The sequence below is a fragment of the Amycolatopsis sp. cmx-4-83 genome (assembly GCF_046548815.1).
In the GTDB taxonomy this organism is placed as follows: Bacteria; Actinomycetota; Actinomycetes; order Mycobacteriales; family Pseudonocardiaceae; genus Amycolatopsis; species Amycolatopsis pretoriensis_A.
In genome coordinates this window covers 467,254-482,556 of the sequence record NZ_JAEBEF010000010.1, presented here as the reverse complement: position 1 = coordinate 482,556, position 15,303 = coordinate 467,254, and the positions used below count along the sequence as shown (strand labels likewise).

Annotated in this window: 16 protein-coding genes; 10 read left to right on the top strand and 6 right to left on the bottom strand. The window is 71.5% G+C overall.

All coding sequences use genetic code 11. The annotated features are described in order from the left end of the window. The first annotated feature begins 7 nt into the window (after window positions 1–7). The 4 genes from paaB to paaE are packed head-to-tail and all read left to right on the top strand — an operon-like array spanning window position 8 to window position 2,679. Entirely contained in the window at window positions 8–292 is a 285-nt protein-coding gene (gene paaB, locus ACLJQM_RS31790; protein WP_247025279.1) for a 1,2-phenylacetyl-CoA epoxidase subunit PaaB, read from the top strand. Continuing rightward, window positions 289–1,146, top strand: a complete 858-nt coding sequence (gene paaC, locus ACLJQM_RS31785) for a 1,2-phenylacetyl-CoA epoxidase subunit PaaC (protein ID WP_410634022.1) — start codon at window positions 289–291, stop codon at window positions 1,144–1,146. Before paaB ends, paaC begins: the two co-directional genes overlap by 4 nt. Beyond that, window positions 1,140–1,628 (top strand): 1,2-phenylacetyl-CoA epoxidase subunit PaaD, encoded by a 489-nt coding sequence (gene paaD / locus ACLJQM_RS31780; RefSeq protein WP_410634021.1) that lies wholly within the window; start codon window positions 1,140–1,142, stop codon window positions 1,626–1,628. Before paaC ends, paaD begins: the two co-directional genes overlap by 7 nt. Window position 1,629: 1 nt before the next feature. Continuing rightward, window positions 1,630–2,679 carry a 1,2-phenylacetyl-CoA epoxidase subunit PaaE gene (gene paaE, locus ACLJQM_RS31775; RefSeq protein ID WP_410634020.1) on the top strand — a complete coding sequence of 350 codons (1,050 nt, stop codon included), beginning with the start codon at window positions 1,630–1,632 and terminating at the stop codon, window positions 2,677–2,679. Window positions 2,680–3,053: 374 nt separating this feature from the next. On the opposite strand, the gene ACLJQM_RS31770 is transcribed toward paaE, so the two are convergent. The 4 genes from ACLJQM_RS31770 to ccrA all read right to left on the bottom strand — a co-directional run bounded on the left by ACLJQM_RS31770 (window position 3,054) and on the right by ccrA (window position 7,447). After that, complete coding sequence (locus ACLJQM_RS31770; RefSeq protein ID WP_410634019.1) at window positions 3,054–4,190, bottom strand: adenylate/guanylate cyclase domain-containing protein; 1,137 nt, start codon at window positions 4,188–4,190, stop codon at window positions 3,054–3,056. Between the two features lie 3 nt (window positions 4,191–4,193). Continuing rightward, window positions 4,194–4,646 carry a universal stress protein gene (locus tag ACLJQM_RS31765; RefSeq protein ID WP_247013732.1) on the bottom strand — a complete coding sequence of 151 codons (453 nt, stop codon included), beginning with the start codon at window positions 4,644–4,646 and terminating at the stop codon, window positions 4,194–4,196. A 93-nt stretch (window positions 4,647–4,739) separates the two neighbouring features. Continuing rightward, window positions 4,740–5,942, bottom strand: a complete 1,203-nt coding sequence (locus ACLJQM_RS31760; protein ID WP_410634077.1) for a chromosome segregation protein — start codon at window positions 5,940–5,942, stop codon at window positions 4,740–4,742. Window positions 5,943–6,106: 164 nt separating this feature from the next. After that, a complete protein-coding gene (gene ccrA / locus ACLJQM_RS31755; protein WP_410634018.1) occupies window positions 6,107–7,447 on the bottom strand; it encodes a crotonyl-CoA carboxylase/reductase in 1,341 nt (446 codons plus the stop codon). 205 nt (window positions 7,448–7,652) lie between these two features. Between ccrA and ACLJQM_RS31750 the strand changes: the two genes are divergently transcribed. Next, window positions 7,653–8,021: an SPW repeat protein gene (locus tag ACLJQM_RS31750; protein WP_410634016.1), complete on the top strand. Its 369-nt coding sequence runs from the start codon at window positions 7,653–7,655 to the stop codon at window positions 8,019–8,021. Window positions 8,022–8,040: 19 nt separating this feature from the next. Next, a complete protein-coding gene (locus ACLJQM_RS31745; protein WP_247013728.1) occupies window positions 8,041–8,613 on the top strand; it encodes a TetR/AcrR family transcriptional regulator in 573 nt (190 codons plus the stop codon). Window positions 8,614–9,230: 617 nt separating this feature from the next. On the opposite strand, the gene mce is transcribed toward ACLJQM_RS31745, so the two are convergent. Beyond that, a complete protein-coding gene (gene mce, locus ACLJQM_RS31740; protein ID WP_410634014.1) occupies window positions 9,231–9,686 on the bottom strand; it encodes a methylmalonyl-CoA epimerase in 456 nt (151 codons plus the stop codon). Between the two features lie 137 nt (window positions 9,687–9,823). Here mce and ACLJQM_RS31735 point away from each other — a divergent pair, with 137 nt between their 5' ends. Together ACLJQM_RS31735 and meaB are read left to right on the top strand one after the other, a co-directional pair. Beyond that, complete coding sequence (locus ACLJQM_RS31735) at window positions 9,824–11,011, top strand: acetyl-CoA C-acetyltransferase (RefSeq protein ID WP_247013726.1); 1,188 nt, start codon at window positions 9,824–9,826, stop codon at window positions 11,009–11,011. Then, window positions 11,012–11,977: a methylmalonyl Co-A mutase-associated GTPase MeaB gene (gene meaB, locus ACLJQM_RS31730; RefSeq protein WP_410634013.1), complete on the top strand. Its 966-nt coding sequence runs from the start codon at window positions 11,012–11,014 to the stop codon at window positions 11,975–11,977. Here the strand turns inward: meaB and ACLJQM_RS31725 are convergent. Continuing rightward, window positions 11,974–12,645, bottom strand: a complete 672-nt coding sequence (locus ACLJQM_RS31725) for a TetR/AcrR family transcriptional regulator (RefSeq protein WP_410634012.1) — start codon at window positions 12,643–12,645, stop codon at window positions 11,974–11,976. The genes meaB and ACLJQM_RS31725 overlap by 4 nt on opposite strands. 121 nt (window positions 12,646–12,766) lie before the next feature. Between ACLJQM_RS31725 and ACLJQM_RS31720 the strand changes: the two genes are divergently transcribed. Then, on the top strand, window positions 12,767–14,323 hold the full coding sequence (locus tag ACLJQM_RS31720) for an MFS transporter (RefSeq protein ID WP_410634011.1): 1,557 nt from the start codon (window positions 12,767–12,769) through the stop codon (window positions 14,321–14,323). A gap of 234 nt (window positions 14,324–14,557) precedes the next feature. Continuing rightward, on the top strand, window positions 14,558–15,283 hold the full coding sequence (locus ACLJQM_RS31715) for a peptidylprolyl isomerase (RefSeq protein WP_360774673.1): 726 nt from the start codon (window positions 14,558–14,560) through the stop codon (window positions 15,281–15,283). Window positions 15,284–15,303: the final 20 nt, after the last annotated feature.

Here is a 15,303-nt window from a genome sequence, read left to right as displayed (position 1 = left end):
GGGCCCGGTGAAGCACGACTGGCCGCTGTACGAGGTGTTCGTCCGCGGCAAGCGCGGCCTGAACCACGTGCACGTCGGCTCGCTGCACGCGGCCGACGACGAGATGGCGCTGCACCACGCGCGTGACCTCTACACGCGGCGCAACGAAGGCGTGTCGATCTGGGTCGTGCGTGCCGCGGACATCACGGCGTCGTCGCCGGACGAGAAGGACCCGTTCTTCGCGCCCAGCGGCGACAAGGTCTACCGGCACCCGACGTTCTACGACATCCCCGAGGAGGTGCCGCACATATGAGTTTCGACAACGTGTACGAGTCGCTGACCGAGGAGAACGACGCCCGCTGGGCGTTCGGCACCGGCTTCGAGGACCCGCTGTCCGGAGTGGACACTTCGGTGCCGTCCGGTGTGGACGGTGCGCGGCTGGCCGTCTACTGCCTGATGCTGGGCGACGACGCACTGATCTTCTCCCACCGGCTGCAGGAGTGGTGCACGAACGCGCCCGAGCTGGAGGACGAAGTCGCGATCGCCAACATCGGCCTCGACCTGCTCGGCCAGGCGCGGCTGCTGCTCGCCCGCGCCGGCAAGGCCGACGGCTCGTCGCGCACCGAAGACTCGTTCGCTTTCCTGCGCGCGGAAAACGAGTTCCGCAACGTCCGGCTCGCGGAGCTCGGCGGCGGCCACTTCGGGCACCTGATCGCGCGGCTGTTCGTGTTCTCGACGTGGCGGCTGGCGCTGCTGCAGCGGCTGGTGACGTCGGTGGACCCGGTGCTGGCCGCGATCGCGGACAAGGGCGTCAAGGAGCTGACCTACCACCGCGACTACGCGGCGCAGTGGCTCGTCCGCCTCGGCGACGGCACGCCGTTGTCGCACGAGCGGATGCAGGAGGGCCTCGACGCGGTCTGGCCGTACGTCGGGGAACTGTTCCGCACGCACCCGGACGAGCTGGTCGACGCGGCTTCGCTGCGGCCCGAGTTCGACGCGGTGCTGGACCAGGCCCTCACGGCGGCAACGCTTTCCCGGCCTGCCGCCGGTGAGCTGGCCGGCGTCTCGGGCCGCACGGGCCGCGACGGCGTCCACACCGAGCAGATGGGGTTCCTGCTGGCGGAGCTGCAGAGCGTCGCCCGGGCGATGCCGGACGCGAAGTGGTGACCGCGGCGGCCGTCGCGGCGACGGTGACCGACCCCGAGCTGCCGATGCTGACGCTCGCGGACCTGGGCGTGCTGCGCTCGGTGTCCGAGGACGAGGGCCGCGTGGTCGTGGCGATCACGCCGACGTACACCGGCTGCCCGGCGATGGACACCATGCGCGACGACCTGGAGCACGCGCTGCTTTCGGCGGGCTTCGCGGACGTCGAGATCCGGACGCAGCTGGCGCCGGCGTGGACGTCGGACTGGATTTCGGCCGCCGGCCGGGAAAAGCTGGCCTCGGCGGGGATCGCCCCACCGGGTGCGGCGCCCCGGCGGACCGGTCCGATCCCGCTGACGCTGTCGGCGCCGGTCACGCGGGTTTCGTGCCCGCTGTGCGGTTCCCCGGACACCGAAGAGCAATCCCGCTTCGGCGCGACGGCGTGCAAGGCGCTGCGGCGCTGCCGTTCGTGCGCGGAGCCGTTCGAACACGTCAAGGAGATCTGAGGTGGCGTTTCATCCCCTGAAGGTCGCGGGCGTCACGCGGTTGTGCGACGACGCGGTCGCCGTGACGTTCGACGTGCCCCCCGCGTTGTCCGCCGAGTTCGCCTTCGAACCGGGCCAGTCCCTGACCCTGCGCCGGTCGGTCGACGGCCGCGACGAGCGCCGGTCGTACTCGATCTGCGCGGCGGCGGGCACGGCACCGCGGGTGGGCGTCCGCCTGGTCCCGGACGGCCTGTTCTCGTCCTGGCTGGTGAACGAGGTCCGCGCGGGCGACACGATCGACGTGGCCACCCCCACCGGATCGTTCACCCCGGACCTGTCGGCGGGCGGCCACCACGTCCTGATCGCGGCGGGCTCGGGCATCACCCCGGTGCTGTCGATCGTGGCGTCGTTGCTGGACACCCCGGACGCGACGGTGACGGTCCTGTACGGCAACCGCCGCACGGACACGGTGATGTTCGCCGACGAGCTGGCGGACCTGAAGGACCGCGCACCCGCGCGCCTGGAGCTGATCCACGTGCTCTCGCGCGAACCGCGCGAGGCGGAGCTGTTCACCGGGCGCCTGGACGTGCCGAAGCTGCGTGCGCTGTTCTCGTCGCTGGTTCCGGTGTCGTCGGTGGACCACTGGTGGCTGTGCGGCCCGTTCGAGATGGTGACGGGCGCGCAGGAGCTGCTGACGTCCCTGGACGTCCCGCGCGCGCGGATCCACCAGGAGCTGTTCTACGTCGACACCCCACCGGAGCCGGTGACGCACCTCGACCCGGACGTGGCGGGCGAGTCCTCCGAGGTCCGCGTGGTCCTGGACGGCCGTTCGTCGACGATGACCCTGCCCCGGACGACGTCGGTCCTGGATGGAGCCCAGAAGTTCCGCCCGGATCTGCCGTTCGCCTGCAAGGGCGGGGTGTGCGGGACCTGCCGGGCCCGGGTGACGGACGGCAAGGTGGACCTGCGCCGCAACTTCGCGCTGGAGGAGGCGGAGGTCGAGGCGGGCTTCGTGCTGACGTGCCAGTCGTACCCGGTCTCGGAGGAGATCACAGTCGACTTCGACGCCTGAGACTTCGGTCGTCCACAGGCGCGGCCACTTGTGGACAACCAGGCCGGCAAACGGTCTGCCGGCGGGTTTTGTCGGCTGCCGCCGAAAGAGTGGGTCTGTGGACGCCCCCCAAAGGGAGTGGCGGGGGGCTGCGCCGGCCGGTCAGCGGTGGCGGCATGGCTTCGGGTCCGTCACCTGGTCCTCGGGTGGCGTGCCCGGGTCGTCGGCTGAGGCCGGGGCGGATCGGTTCACGCTCCCGGCGGTGGCCCTGCTCGCTCGGATACCGCTCGAGCAGTTCCTCCTCGGGCTTGCCCGTAGCGGCTCTCCGTACTGCGTCGTGAGCCGCGTCCGAGCTGCCGAATCCGGCAGATCACTCCCATGGAATCAGCCGGGAGTCAGCGGCCGCGGCGACGGCGGCGGCGTGGCCTCGGGTCCGTCACCTGGTCCTCCGGTGGCGTGCCCGGCTCCTCCGGCGCCGCTTCCCGGGCGAGCGGGTCCGTCAGGCCCAGCATCTCCGCCGCCAGCTGCTGCGAACTCGCGAACATCCCCGTCGGGGCCTCGCTCGACCGCCGCAGCGCTGCCGGGCGGAGGCGGTTGTAGCCGCGGACCGTCACCGGACGGCGGAGGCGGAGTTCGTACGCCTTCTCGTCCGCGAGCTCCGCGGCCAGTTCGCGGTCGACCAGGATCGTGCCCGGGCGGGCCACCGACGTCAGGCGGGCGGCCAGGTTGACCACCGAGCCGTAGACGTCGCCGAAGCGGGAGAGGATGCGGCCCGACGCCATGCCCGCGCGGACCGCCGGGAGGCTGTCGTCCGCCGACGTGCGCTCGGTCAGGGCCAGTGCGATTTCCGCCGCGTCGGGTGCCGAGTCCGCGACGAACAGGACTTCGTCGCCGATCATCTTCACCACGCGGCCGTGGTGCTCGGCGATCACCTCGGTGGCCAGCGTCTCGAACGCGTCGAGGACCCGGCTCAGCTCTTCCTCGTCGATCTGGCGGGTCAGCCGCGTGTAGCCGACCATGTCCACGAACCCCACGACCTGCGTGCGCGCCTCGACGTTGTCGCCCGAGGCCGCGAACGCGCGGCCGGCGTAGGCCGCCAGGTGGCGGCGCCAGACGAAGTTCTGGACCCGCTCCAGCTCCGGCAGCAGCCGGTCGACCAGGCGGGTCACCTGGCGCTCGCTGCGGCCCAGCTCCGGCTGCTCCCGGATCAGCTCCCACAGCATGTCGACCTGCCACTCGGCCAGTCGCGACAGGTGCTGGCCGAGCGCGCGCGTCACCGAGACCTCGATGCTCGGGTCGATCAGCCCCGACTGGACCAGCTGGTCCGCCGTCCGCATGGCTTCGACGTCGGCGTCGGTGAAGACCACCTCGTCGTCGCGCACCGTCGCGAAGCCCAGCGCGCGCCAGAGCCGGCGTGACCGTTCGTCGGGCACGCCGGCCTTCTCGGCCACTTCGAGCCGGGTGTACTTCCGCCTGCCGCCGAGCAGGACGCGTTCGAGCCGCTGCTGAAGCTCCTCGCTCGGATCGGTCACGGCTCAGGTCGTGTGGACGATCAGCACGTCCACGCCGGACTTGCGCGCCACCTCGGACGGCACCGAGCCCAGGATCCGGCCGGCGATCGTGTTGAGGCCGCGGTTGCCGACGACCAGCAGGTCGGCCTCGCGCTCCTTGACCACCTTGCGCAGCGAGTCGACCGGGTCGCCCTTCACCGCGACCGTGTCGATCTTCTCCGCCCCGGCCTTCGTCGCGCGGTCCCGCGCCGACTGCAGGGTGTCCTCGGCCGGAGCCGAGCCGACGACCTGGTACGCCTCGTCACCGAGGGCGTCCTGAGCCTTGTCGACGTCGGACTGACTGGCCGGGTAGAACGCACACGCGATGACGAGCGTGGCGCCCGCGTCGCCGGCCACCGCCGCCGCGCGGTCCACCGCCGCGAACGAAGACTCCGAGCCGTCCGTGCCCACCACCACGGTCCGATATGCCGCACCCATGCGCAAAACCTCCAGGTGATCCCGCGTGAGCAGGGACGATAGCCGGTCGGTACCGACCGTGCCGGCTCGTCCGCGCCCGTGTCGGGTGGAAGGTTACTCGCCAGTCGCTTTCTGCGCTCCGCTTGCCCGCGGAGTCGGCTTCGGCGTCGGCTTGGGGGCCTGTTTGGGAGCCTGCTTGGGCGCCGGCTGCGGCTTCGGCACGTCCGACGCCTTGATCCGGATGGTTTCCTCGACGTCGCCCACCGGCGCCGTCTTCCCGGTGCCGGCCGCCGGCTTCTCGACCTTGAGGTCGGACGCCTTGAGGTCGGCCGTGACGTCCGCGGGCACCTTGACCTCGTCGCCGAGGACCGTGTGCGCCTCGGCCAGCACCGCCCGCGCCGCGCGGACCTGCTCGGCCAGCCCGCCGCGGACCTTGCGCAGCGCGTCGACCCGCTCGTTGGCCTGGGTGATCCGCCGGTTCGACTCGTCGGTCGCCGTCGTCACGCGACGGCGCGCCTCGTCGGCGGCCTCCGCGAGCCGGGCGTTCGCCTCGGTGATGGAGTCCTGGCGGCGCTTGTTCGCGTCCGCGACCGACTCCCGCTGGCGGCGGTCGATGTCGGCCTTCGCCGACTTCTCCTCTTCGATGATCTTCGCGCGGATGTCGGCGGCGTCCTGCGTGGCTTCCTGGACGCGCCGTGCGGCCTCGGCCTTGCTCGCCGCCTCCTGCTCGGCCAGCACGCGCATCGCCTCGGTGCGGCGCGAGGCCATCGCGATCTCGAAGTCCTCTTCGACCTTGGTGCGGCGGTCCTGCGACTCGGTGTCGAGGCGCGTGCGCTCCGCCTCGGCCTTGTCGGTGATCTCCTTGGCCTGCGCGCGGGCGTCTTCGAGGACCTTGCGGTGCTCGGCTTCCATCTCCTTGCGCCGCAGGTCGAGCTCGGTGAGCAGCTGCTCGTAGCGGGCGCGCATGGCGCTGGCGTCCGTCTCGGCCTTGGCCCGGATGTGCCCGGCCTCGGCTTCGGCGCGGGCGCGCGTGTCGGCGGACTCGTCCTGCGCGAGGCGCAGCATCCGTTGCAGCCGCTCGGACAGGCCTTCGACGCTCGTCGGCGGCTGGGCGAGCCGGTCGACCTGCCCGCGCAGGTCCGCGATCTCACCGCGCGCGATCTCCAGCTGGCGAGCCAGGTCGCCGGCCTGCGCGATGGCGGCGTCCCGGTCCGCGGTGAGCATCTTCAGGTCGGCGTCCAGCCGTTCGAGGTGCTCGTCGACCTGTGCTCGGCTGTACCCGCGCTTCGCCACGTCGAAGCCGGCTCCCAGCGGCACAAGCTCCCGTTCATCGCCAAGGCTCATGCGCCTACCGTAGTCGCAGCCGGGTCACGGAAGGGTGAGCACCCGTGCGGTGCGCCGAACGAGCCGCGTGGCGCGGCGAGAGGATCTTGCCGCACGCGGGCGACCCGGCGGCCGGGATCGCCTGCGTGCGGCCGGTTTCAGGCGCCGCGGAAGGCGTTGATCCCGTCGATGTGCTTCGCCCGCTTCTCTTCGTCGCGGACGCCGAGACCCTCCTGCGGGGCGAGCGCGAGCACGCCGACCTTGCCCTGGTGGGCGTTGCGGTGCACGTCCAGCGCGGCCTGCCCGGTCTCTTCCAGGGAGTAGGTCTTGGACAGCGTCGGGTGGATCAGCCCCTTCGCGATCAGCCGGTTCGCTTCCCAGGACTCGCGGTAGTTCGCGAAGTGGGAGCCGATGATCCGCTTCAGGTTCATCCACAGGTAGCGGTTGTCGTACTGGTGCATGTAGCCCGAGGTCGACGCGCAGGTGACGATCGTGCCGCCCTTGCGCGCGGCGTAGACCGACGCGCCGAAGGTTTCCCGGCCCGGGTGCTCGAACACGATGTCGGGGTCGTCGCCGCCGGTCAGCTCGCGGATCTTGGCGCCGAAGCGCTGCCACTCCTTCGGGTCCTGCTCGGTTTCGGACTTCCAGAACTTGTAGTCCTCGGCACTGCGGTCGATGATCAGCTCGGCGCCGAGCTTGCGGCAGATCGCGGCCTTTTCCGGGCTGGAGACGACGCAGACGGGGATGGCGCCGCCGTTGAGCGCGTACTGCGTCGCGTAGGAGCCGAGGCCGCCCGAGGCACCCCAGATCAGGACGACGTCGCCCTGTTTCATGTCGGCGCCGTTGCGCGAGACCAGCTGCCGGTAGGCGGTGGAGTTCACCAGTCCGGGTGAGGCGGCCTCTTCCCAGGTGAGGTGGTCCGGCTTGGGCATCAGCTGGTTCGCCTTGACCAGCGCGATCTCGGCGAGGCCGCCGAAGTTGGTTTCGAAGCCCCAGATCCGCTGCTCGGTGTCGAGCATCGTGTCGTTGTGCCCGTCGGGGCTCTCGAGCTCGACGTTGAGGCAGTGCGCGACGACCTCGTCGCCGGGCTTCCAGTTGTGCACGCCGACGCCGGTGCGCAGGACGACGCCGGAGAGGTCGGACCCGACGACGTGGTAGGGCAGGTCGTGCCGCTTGGCCAGCGGCGAGAGCTTGCCGTACTTCTTGAGGAACTTGAACGTGGGGATCGGCTCGAAGATCGACGTCCACACGGTGTTGTAGTTGATCGCGCTCGCCATCACCGCGACCAGTGCTTCGCCGGGCCCGAGTTCGGGGACGGCGACCTCGTCGACGTGCAGCGACTTGCGCGGGTCCTTGTCCCGGCTTTCGAGGCCTTCGAACATGTCGACCTCGTCGGCGTGGACGGTCACCCCGCGGTAGCTCTCGGGCACGGGCAACGAGCCGAGGGCGGCGGACTCGCCGTTCAGGATGGCCTGCTGGATCTCGCCGAGCTGCGTCATCGGTTCCTCCGCGGAGATGGGGGTCAACGGCGTTGGCGGCAGAAATTACTCGCCGGTAACTCGCGTCCACAACTGTACGAGACGGACAGCACCATTACACGCCGAACTGTGACCGGACTATCTTGACCGGCTGGCCAGTCAAGCGGATCATTGGCGGTGGGTACACCCACCCGACCAGCAGTTTCACCGACGGAGGTGAGCACGAATGAGTGAAGTCTCTACGCGCGCCTGGGCTCGGCCGCACGACTGGGCCGAGGTCGTCATCGGGGTGGTCGCCGCTCTTTCACCCCTTTGGCTGAGCACGGACTCGACCGCGATGTGGACGATGGTCGTCCTGGGCGCCTTGATCGCACTCGACGGCCTGGTCTCGCTGGCCGTGCCGGGCATGGTCTACGGCGAAGGCATCCAGATCGCGCTCGGCGTGCTGCTGTTCATCGCGCCGTGGGTGATGGGGTACACCGAGTTCAACGGCGCTTCCTGGACGTCCTGGATCGCCGGGGTGCTGGTGGTCGTCGCCGGCGCGGCGGCGATGCCGGTCGCGACCGCCGCGCACCGCACGGCAGGCCAGCACTGACGCTGTAGGAGGCACCGGAATGACCGAGGATTCGGCGAAGGAGCGCATCTTGTGCGCCGCCGAGGCGCTCTTCGCCGAGTCCGGCTTCGACGCCACCCCGACGTCCCGCATCGCGGAGCGGGCAGGAGTGCCGAAGGGGCTGGTGCACTACTACTTCCGGCACAAGCCGGACCTGCTCACAGCGCTCGTCGAGCGCCTGCCGGACGAACGCATCGAGCCGGCGGTGGTCGTCGTCCCCGGCGACCTGGCGGGCAGCCTGCGCAAGCTCGTCCGCGAACTCGACCACCGCTTCAGCCGGTCGTTGGGCTTGTCACACCTGTTGTGGCGCGAGGCGGACACGCACCACGTCGTCCGCGACGCCCTCCACGAGCGCTTCCAGCTCCTGGTCCGCCAGGTCCGCGCGGTGATCTTGGCGGCGACCGGGGGTGGCCTTCCATCGGCGGACGTGGAGCGCGCATCGGGCTTGCTGGCCCGCGCGGTCAGCCACCGCCACGCGACAGCCCGCCACTCGGACGACGACCTGCCGGCCGAGTTCGACGGCGAGCTGACGTTCATCGCCGACGCCCTCGCCTCGAAGGCGGCCCCGGCTTAGCGGCCCCGCGCCTGCGCGGGTTCTGGCTTGGGTGTGCGGGCGGGCTTGGTACGGCGGGTTCTGGCGTGGGTGTGTGGGCGGGCTTGGTACGGCGGGTTCTGGCGTGGGTGTGTGGGCGGGCTTGGCGCGGCAGGGTTCGGGGGCGGACGAGCGGGCGAGCTTGGAGCGGCGAGGTTCCGGCGCGGCTGCGCGGACCGGTGCCGGCCCGGTCAGATCGCCGGCGCCCACGGGTGCCTGCCAGGGCGCGCGGACCGGCCCAGCACCGGCGGATCCCGGGCGGTCGCGCGGAACGGGTCGGCGTCAGCGGATCCCGGCGCGGACGTGCGGACCGGTGCCGGCCCGGCCATCGATGGTCCGGGGCGCAGGGTGCCCGCAGGTACCGGCGCGGCCCGTCGGCGCTCGCGGTTCCGGCCAGGCCCGTGCGGCCCGGCCCAGCGCTGGCAGATCTCGGCGTGCCCGTGCGGACCGGCCCCAGCTCCGGCGGATCCTGGCGCGGGTGTGCAGACCTGCCCGGCGCCGGCGGGTCCCGGTGCGCGGACCGGCGCCGGGACCGGCCAGGTGTCAGGCGGGTGCGGTCCGGGCCGGGTGGAGTTGTTATGCCGGAACGGGTTCGGGGTTCAGTGTGCGTCGCCGTTCTTCGCCGGCTCCACCAGTTCCACCAGGACGCCGCCCGCGTCCTTCGGGTGGACGAAGTTCACCCGGCTGTTGGACGTGCCTCGCTTCGCCTCCTCGTACAGCAGGCGCAGGCCCTGGCCGCGCAGGGCCGCCGCCGCTGCGTCCACATCGGACACGCGGTACGCCAGCTGCTGCAGGCCCGGGCCGCTCTTGGTCAGGAACTTGCCGATCGCCGAGTCGTCGCGCAGGGGGGCCAGGAGCTGGATCTGGGTCTCCGTGCCCGCCGTGCCGGGGGCGCGCAGCATCGCCTCGCGTACTCCCTGCTCCTCGTTCACCTCCTCGTGCGCGACCTCCAAGCCGAAGTGCGCGCGGTGGAACTCGATGGCCGCGTCCAGGTCCGGGACCGCGATGCCGACGTGGTCGATGGCCGTCACGAACGGCCGCAGGGCGTCATTCATGGAGGCAGGATAGGGGGCCGCGGGGCGGCGTCGAGGCGGAATCGTCGCGTGCCCCGCCTCACACTGGCTCCATCAAGAAGGCCGCCTCCCGGGTATGGTCGGCAAAACTGCCCATGCGCCGATGCTTGGAGGACGCCGTGTCCGGTTCCGTGATCCTGGGTGCCGCCCGTACGCCGATCGGGCGCCTGCTCGGCTCCCTCAAGGACTTCACGGGAGCCCAGCTGGGCGGGTTCGCGATCAAGGCGGCCCTCGAACGCGCCGGGGTCTCCCCGGACGCGGTCCAGTACACGATCATGGGCCAGGTGCTGACCGCCGGCGCCGGCCAGATCCCCGCCCGCCAGGCCGCGGTCGCCGCGGGCATCCCGATGAGCGTTCCCGCGCTGACGATCAACAAGGTCTGCCTCTCCGGCCTCGACGCCATCGCGCTCGCCGACCAGCTGATCCGGGCCGGCGAATTCGACCTCGTCGTCGCGGGCGGCCAGGAGTCGATGACCCAGGCGCCGCACCTGCTGCCGAAGTCCCGCTCCGGGTTCAAGTACGGCGACACCACGCTCGTCGACCACATGGCCTACGACGGCCTGTTCTGCGCCTTCGACCAGGTCGCCATGGGTTCCTCTACGGAGAAGTACAACTCCCGCTACGGTGTCACCCGCGAGCAGCAGGACGCGTTCTCCGCCCGCTCCCACCAGCGCGCCGCCGAGGCGATCAAGAACGGCTACTTCGCCGACGAGATCGCGCCGGTCGCCATCCCGCAGCGCAAGGGCGACCCGGTCGTCTTCGACACCGACGAGGGCGTCCGCGCCGACACCACCGCCGAGGGCCTCGCCAAGCTGCGCCCGGCGTTCGCTTCCGACGGCACCATCACCGCGGGCTCGGCTTCGCAGATCTCCGACGGCGCCGCCGCCGTCATCGTGGCCAGCAAGGCGAAGGCCGAGGAACTCGGCCTCACGCCGCTCGCCGAGATCGGCGCGCACGGCGTCGTCGCCGGGCCGGACGCGAGCCTGCACGAGCAGCCGTCGAACGCCATCCTCGCCGCGCTGGCCAAGGAGAAGCTGACCGCCGACGCGCTCGACCTCGTCGAGATCAACGAGGCCTTCGCCGCCGTCGGGCTCGTCTCGACCGAGAAGCTCGGCCTCGACGCGGACAAGGTCAACGTCAACGGCGGCGCGATCGCGCTCGGCCACCCGATCGGCGCCTCCGGGGCCCGGCTCGCCGTGCACCTGATCCACGAGCTGCGCCGCCGCGGTGGCGGCCTCGGCGCGGCCGCGCTGTGCGGTGGCGGTGGCCAGGGCGACGCCCTGCTGCTGCGGGTGCCGTCCGCGTAAGTGGCCGGTTCCCTCGACCTCGACGACCTGGTCGGCCGCGCGCGGGACGGGCAGCCCCGTGCCGTCGCGCGGCTGCTGTCGCTCGTCGAGGACGCCCACCCCCGCGTCGCCGAAATCGCGCGGGCGCTGACCCCGCACACCGGGCGGGCCCGGGTCGTCGGGCTCACCGGGCCGCCCGGCGTCGGCAAGTCGACTTCGACTTCGGCGCTGCTCACCGCGTTGCGCGCGGAGGGCAAGCGGGTCGGGGTGCTCGCGATCGACCCGTCTTCGCCGTTTTCGGGCGGCGCGCTCCTCGGCGACCGGATCCGGATGACCGAGCACGCCACCGACCCGGGCGTGTTCATCCGCTCGATGGCCACCCGCGGCCACCTTGGCGGGCTCTCGTGGGCGACCCCGCAGGCCGTGCGCGTGCTCGACGCCGCCGGTTTCGACGTGGTGCTGATCGAGACCGTCGGTGTCGGACAGTCCGAAGTGGACGTCGTGAAGCTGGCCGACACCACCGTGGTGCTGCTCGCCCCGGGGATGGGCGACGGGATCCAGGCCGCGAAGGCCGGGGTGCTCGAGATCGCCGACGTCTTCGTCGTGAACAAGGCCGACCGCGAGGGCGCGGACGCGACGGTGCACGACCTCAAGCAGATGATTTCCCTGGCGCGCCGGGAGATCCGGGGCGCGAGCTGGCGCCAGCCGATCGTGCGGACCGTCGCGGCGAAGAGCGAGGGCGTCGACGAGGTGGTGCGCGCGCTGGCTTCGCACCACGAGTGGCTGGTCGCCCACGACGAGCTGGCCCGGCGCCGGGCGGCCCGGGCACGCGACGAGGTCGAAGCCATCGCACTCAGGCAGGTGCGAGCCGAGCTCGTGGACCTGCGCGGCGGGGGACGGCTCACCGAGGTCGCCGAGCGGGTCGTGGCGCGGGAGCTGGATCCGTTCGCCGCCGCGGACGAGCTGATCGCGGAACTGCGGAGCTAGCGCCGTCGCCCGGCGGGGGACGGTGCTTTCCGCTCTCCGGCCGAGTAGTAGGCGAGGAACATGTCCACGCCGCGGTCGATCAGGTCGTGGGTGCGCTCCTTTCCGATCCGTTCGCCGTAGGCGGCGTGGGTGAAGTGCGGGTAGAGGACGAGGGCGTAGAGCTGGACCAGGGCCAGCTCGATGTCGGGGATCTCGAGCTCGCCGGCGTCGATGCGCCTGCGGAACTCCTCGGTGAGGATGGCCGACGTCAGGTCGGGGCCGTTGGCCTTCCACGCCTGGCCGAGTTCGGGGAACCGCTGCGCTTCGCTCGCGACGAGCGCGCGCAGCGCGAGCACCTGGGGCTGCGCCATCCCGGCCACCCACCCCCGCGCCGTCCGCACGAGGATCTCCCGGATGTCCTCAGATTCGGCCAGGCTCTTCTCGAGCGCCGACGTCGACTGCTGGAGTGCCTCCTTGAGAGCGTCGTGGATGACCGCGTGGAACAGCTCGTTCTTGCTGCCGAAGTGGTTGTAGATCGTCACCTTCGAGACGTCGGCCCGGCGCGCGATGACGTCGATGCCGGCTTCGAAGCCGCGAGCGAGGAAGACCTCGCGAGCGGCGTCCACGATCGCCCGTCGCTTGAGGTCGGCGCGCTCGCCGGTGGGTGTGCGCCGTCGCGTGTCCGTCATGCGCTCAGCATAGCGACCTCCTGAACTGCTCAGTCCAGTTCATCTGAACTGAACAGTTGAGTTCATGTGTACTGAAGCGTACAGTTCGGCAGCGTCCAGTGGTGACCATCGGGAGGCACACATGTTGTTCGAGCCGGAGCTGACCGCCGTGCACCCCGCGGTGGCGCGCCACGACCACCGCGGTGCGCTGCTGGCGCTGCTGGCGTTCGCGATGCTGATCGTTTCGCTCGATCAGTACATCGTCGTGGTCGCGCTGCCCGCGATCGGCTGGGATCTGGGGTACTCGGCCCAGACGCTCCAAGCGGTGATCAGCACGTACGCGATCGCCTCCAGCGGTTTCCTGCTGTTCGGCGGGCGGGCCGCGGACCTGCTCGGCCGGCGCCGGGTGCTGGTGGCCGGCATGGCGCTTTACGCGGTCGCTTCGGTGCTCGGGGGCCTGGCCACGGTGCCGCTGTGGCAGCTCGCCGGCCGCGCGCTGCAAGGCCTGGGCGGCGCGCTGGTCTTTCCCACCACCCTGGCGATCATCAACACGACCTTCGCCGAGGGACGCGACCGCAATCGCGCCCTGAGCGTGTGGGGCGGAGCCGGGGCCGCCGGCCTGGTCATCGGGGTGCTGCTCGGGGGCGTGCTCACCCAGGCTTTCGGGTGGCAGGCGGTGTTCTTCGTCAACGTTCCGCTGGCCGGCTGCGCGATCGTGCCGGCGTTCGTGCTCATCGCCGCCGACCGGCCGCGTGCGCGGAACCGGAGATTCGACCTGGCCGGCACGCTGAGCGTCACCGGCGCGGTGACCTTGCTGGCGTTCGCGCTGGTCCGGGGGCCGGACGCGGGGTGGGGTTCGCCCTGGATCGTGGCCTCCCTGGTCGCGGGAGCTCTGCTGCTCGGGGCCTTCGCGGTGATCGAGCGGCGCGGCGCGGACCCGCTGCTGCCCCGCAGCCTGCTGCGCACCCCGAGTCTCGCCCTGGCTCTGGTGGTCGCGTTCATGTTCACGGCCACGTTCGGATCGCTGCTGTACTTCCTCTCCCTCCACTTCCAGGACGTGTGGGGCTACGACGCGCTGGCCACCGGGCTCGGGTTCCTGCTGCCCACTGCGATCGTGGTCGCCGGCTCGGTGCTGGCCGGTCCGGTCGTGACGCGGATCGGGGTGCGGCGCACCCTGCTCGGCGCGCTCGCCACCGGCGCCGCGGGCACCTGCCTGCTCGGCTTCGCGCTGACGCCGGACGGCTCGTACGCCTGGCTGGTGCCTGGTTTGATCGTGGTCAGCGTCGGTGACGGGATGGTCTTCACGGCCATGTACATCGCCGCGGCGACGGGCGTGCCCGCCCACCGGCAGGGTGTTGCCTCGGGGATCGTCACCACCGGTTCCGGCGTGGGTGCGGCGGCCGGGCTCGCGGTGCTCGTCCTGATCGCCACCACCACCGCCGGCGCCCGGCGGCCGGACGGCGAAGCGCTGAGGATCGCGACCGGTGAAGGGATCCGGGCGGCGGTGTTCGTCATCGCCGCGGGAATCGTGCTCACCTTCCTGATCGTGCTGGGGTCTTTCCGGCGCGGCTCTCGACCGGCCACGGGCGGGTCGTCCACTCGCCGCTTTCCGTTGCCGCGTAACGGCGACCGCGCCGGCCAGCGACTTCAGGGCGAGTCCCTGCGCGGCGCACAGGAACCCGGCGACTGCCCGCGCTAGCTGCCGAATCCCTGCTGCACCAACTGTTCCGGTCACGTCGTGCCCCTTTCGCCGGGCGGCGCTCTGCCGCGTGATCACCATCGTGCGCCGGGGGTCCGACAATTTCCGGGGGTGCCCGCCGCGGGTTCACCCGATGGGCTGACACGGGCGACTTTCGCCGGTTATTCCTGTCGGGGGTGGGCCCTAGACTGCGGGACGCTCCGGAAACGGGCGATCACTGGGAGGGCGTGCAGGATGAAGAAGACACTCGTCACCGCGCTGGCGGTGGGTGCGTTGTTCGCGGCGGGCACCAGCGTCGCCTCCGCGGCCGATGCGCCGCCGCCGAAGACGACGCACGGGCCTTGTCAGTACACCGAGACGCCGGATGAACCGGCGTCGCGGCCGGTGCCCCTGCCGCCCGATCCGCGGTGGACGCCGGACCACGGCAAGGTCGGCGTGGCGATCCCGACCAGCCAGGGTTCGTTGCCGCTCAAGCTCGACCGGGCCAAGGCGCCGTGCACCGTGCAGAGCTTTTTGCACCTCGCGCGGCACCGGTTCTACGACCACACCGTCTGCCACCGGCTCACTTCTTACCCGACGCTGAAGGTGCTGCAGTGCGGCGACCCGAGCGCGACCGGCGAAGGCGGGCCGGGCTACAAGTACAAGGACGAGCTCCCGGTGGACCTGCCGCCGGCGCCGACCGACCCGACCGGGGCGCGACGGGTGTACGCGCGCGGGTTGCTGGCGATGGCCAACGCGGGGCCGGACACCAACGGTTCGCAGTTCTTCGTCGTCTACGGCGATTCCGCGCTGCGGCCGAACTACACCGTGTTCGGGACCGTCGGGGCCGAGGGGTTGAAGACCCTCGACAAGGTCGCCGCCGGTGGCATCGAGCCGACGGCGGAGGATCCCGCGCCCGTCGACGGGACGCCCGTGCTGCGGACCGAACTGCTGCGGGTCCGGCCGGACTGCTGGTTCTGATGACGTCCGCGGGCCACCCG

Coding starts and splice junctions, on each gene's coding strand:
- mce (WP_410634014.1), bottom strand. CDS start 9,686: ATGAATGACGCCCTGCGGCCGTTCGTGACGGCCATCGACCACGTCGGC.
- ACLJQM_RS31725 (WP_410634012.1), bottom strand. CDS start 12,645: ATGACGGACACGCGACGGCGCACACCCACCGGCGAGCGCGCCGACCTC.
- ccrA (WP_410634018.1), bottom strand. CDS start 7,447: ATGACGCAGCTCGGCGAGATCCAGCAGGCCATCCTGAACGGCGAGTCC.
- ACLJQM_RS31720 (WP_410634011.1), top strand. CDS start 12,767: ATGTTGTTCGAGCCGGAGCTGACCGCCGTGCACCCCGCGGTGGCGCGC.
- ACLJQM_RS31745 (WP_247013728.1), top strand. CDS start 8,041: ATGACCGAGGATTCGGCGAAGGAGCGCATCTTGTGCGCCGCCGAGGCG.
- ACLJQM_RS31750 (WP_410634016.1), top strand. CDS start 7,653: ATGAGTGAAGTCTCTACGCGCGCCTGGGCTCGGCCGCACGACTGGGCC.
- paaC (WP_410634022.1), top strand. CDS start 289: ATGAGTTTCGACAACGTGTACGAGTCGCTGACCGAGGAGAACGACGCC.
- ACLJQM_RS31765 (WP_247013732.1), bottom strand. CDS start 4,646: ATGGGTGCGGCATATCGGACCGTGGTGGTGGGCACGGACGGCTCGGAG.
- ACLJQM_RS31715 (WP_360774673.1), top strand. CDS start 14,558: ATGAAGAAGACACTCGTCACCGCGCTGGCGGTGGGTGCGTTGTTCGCG.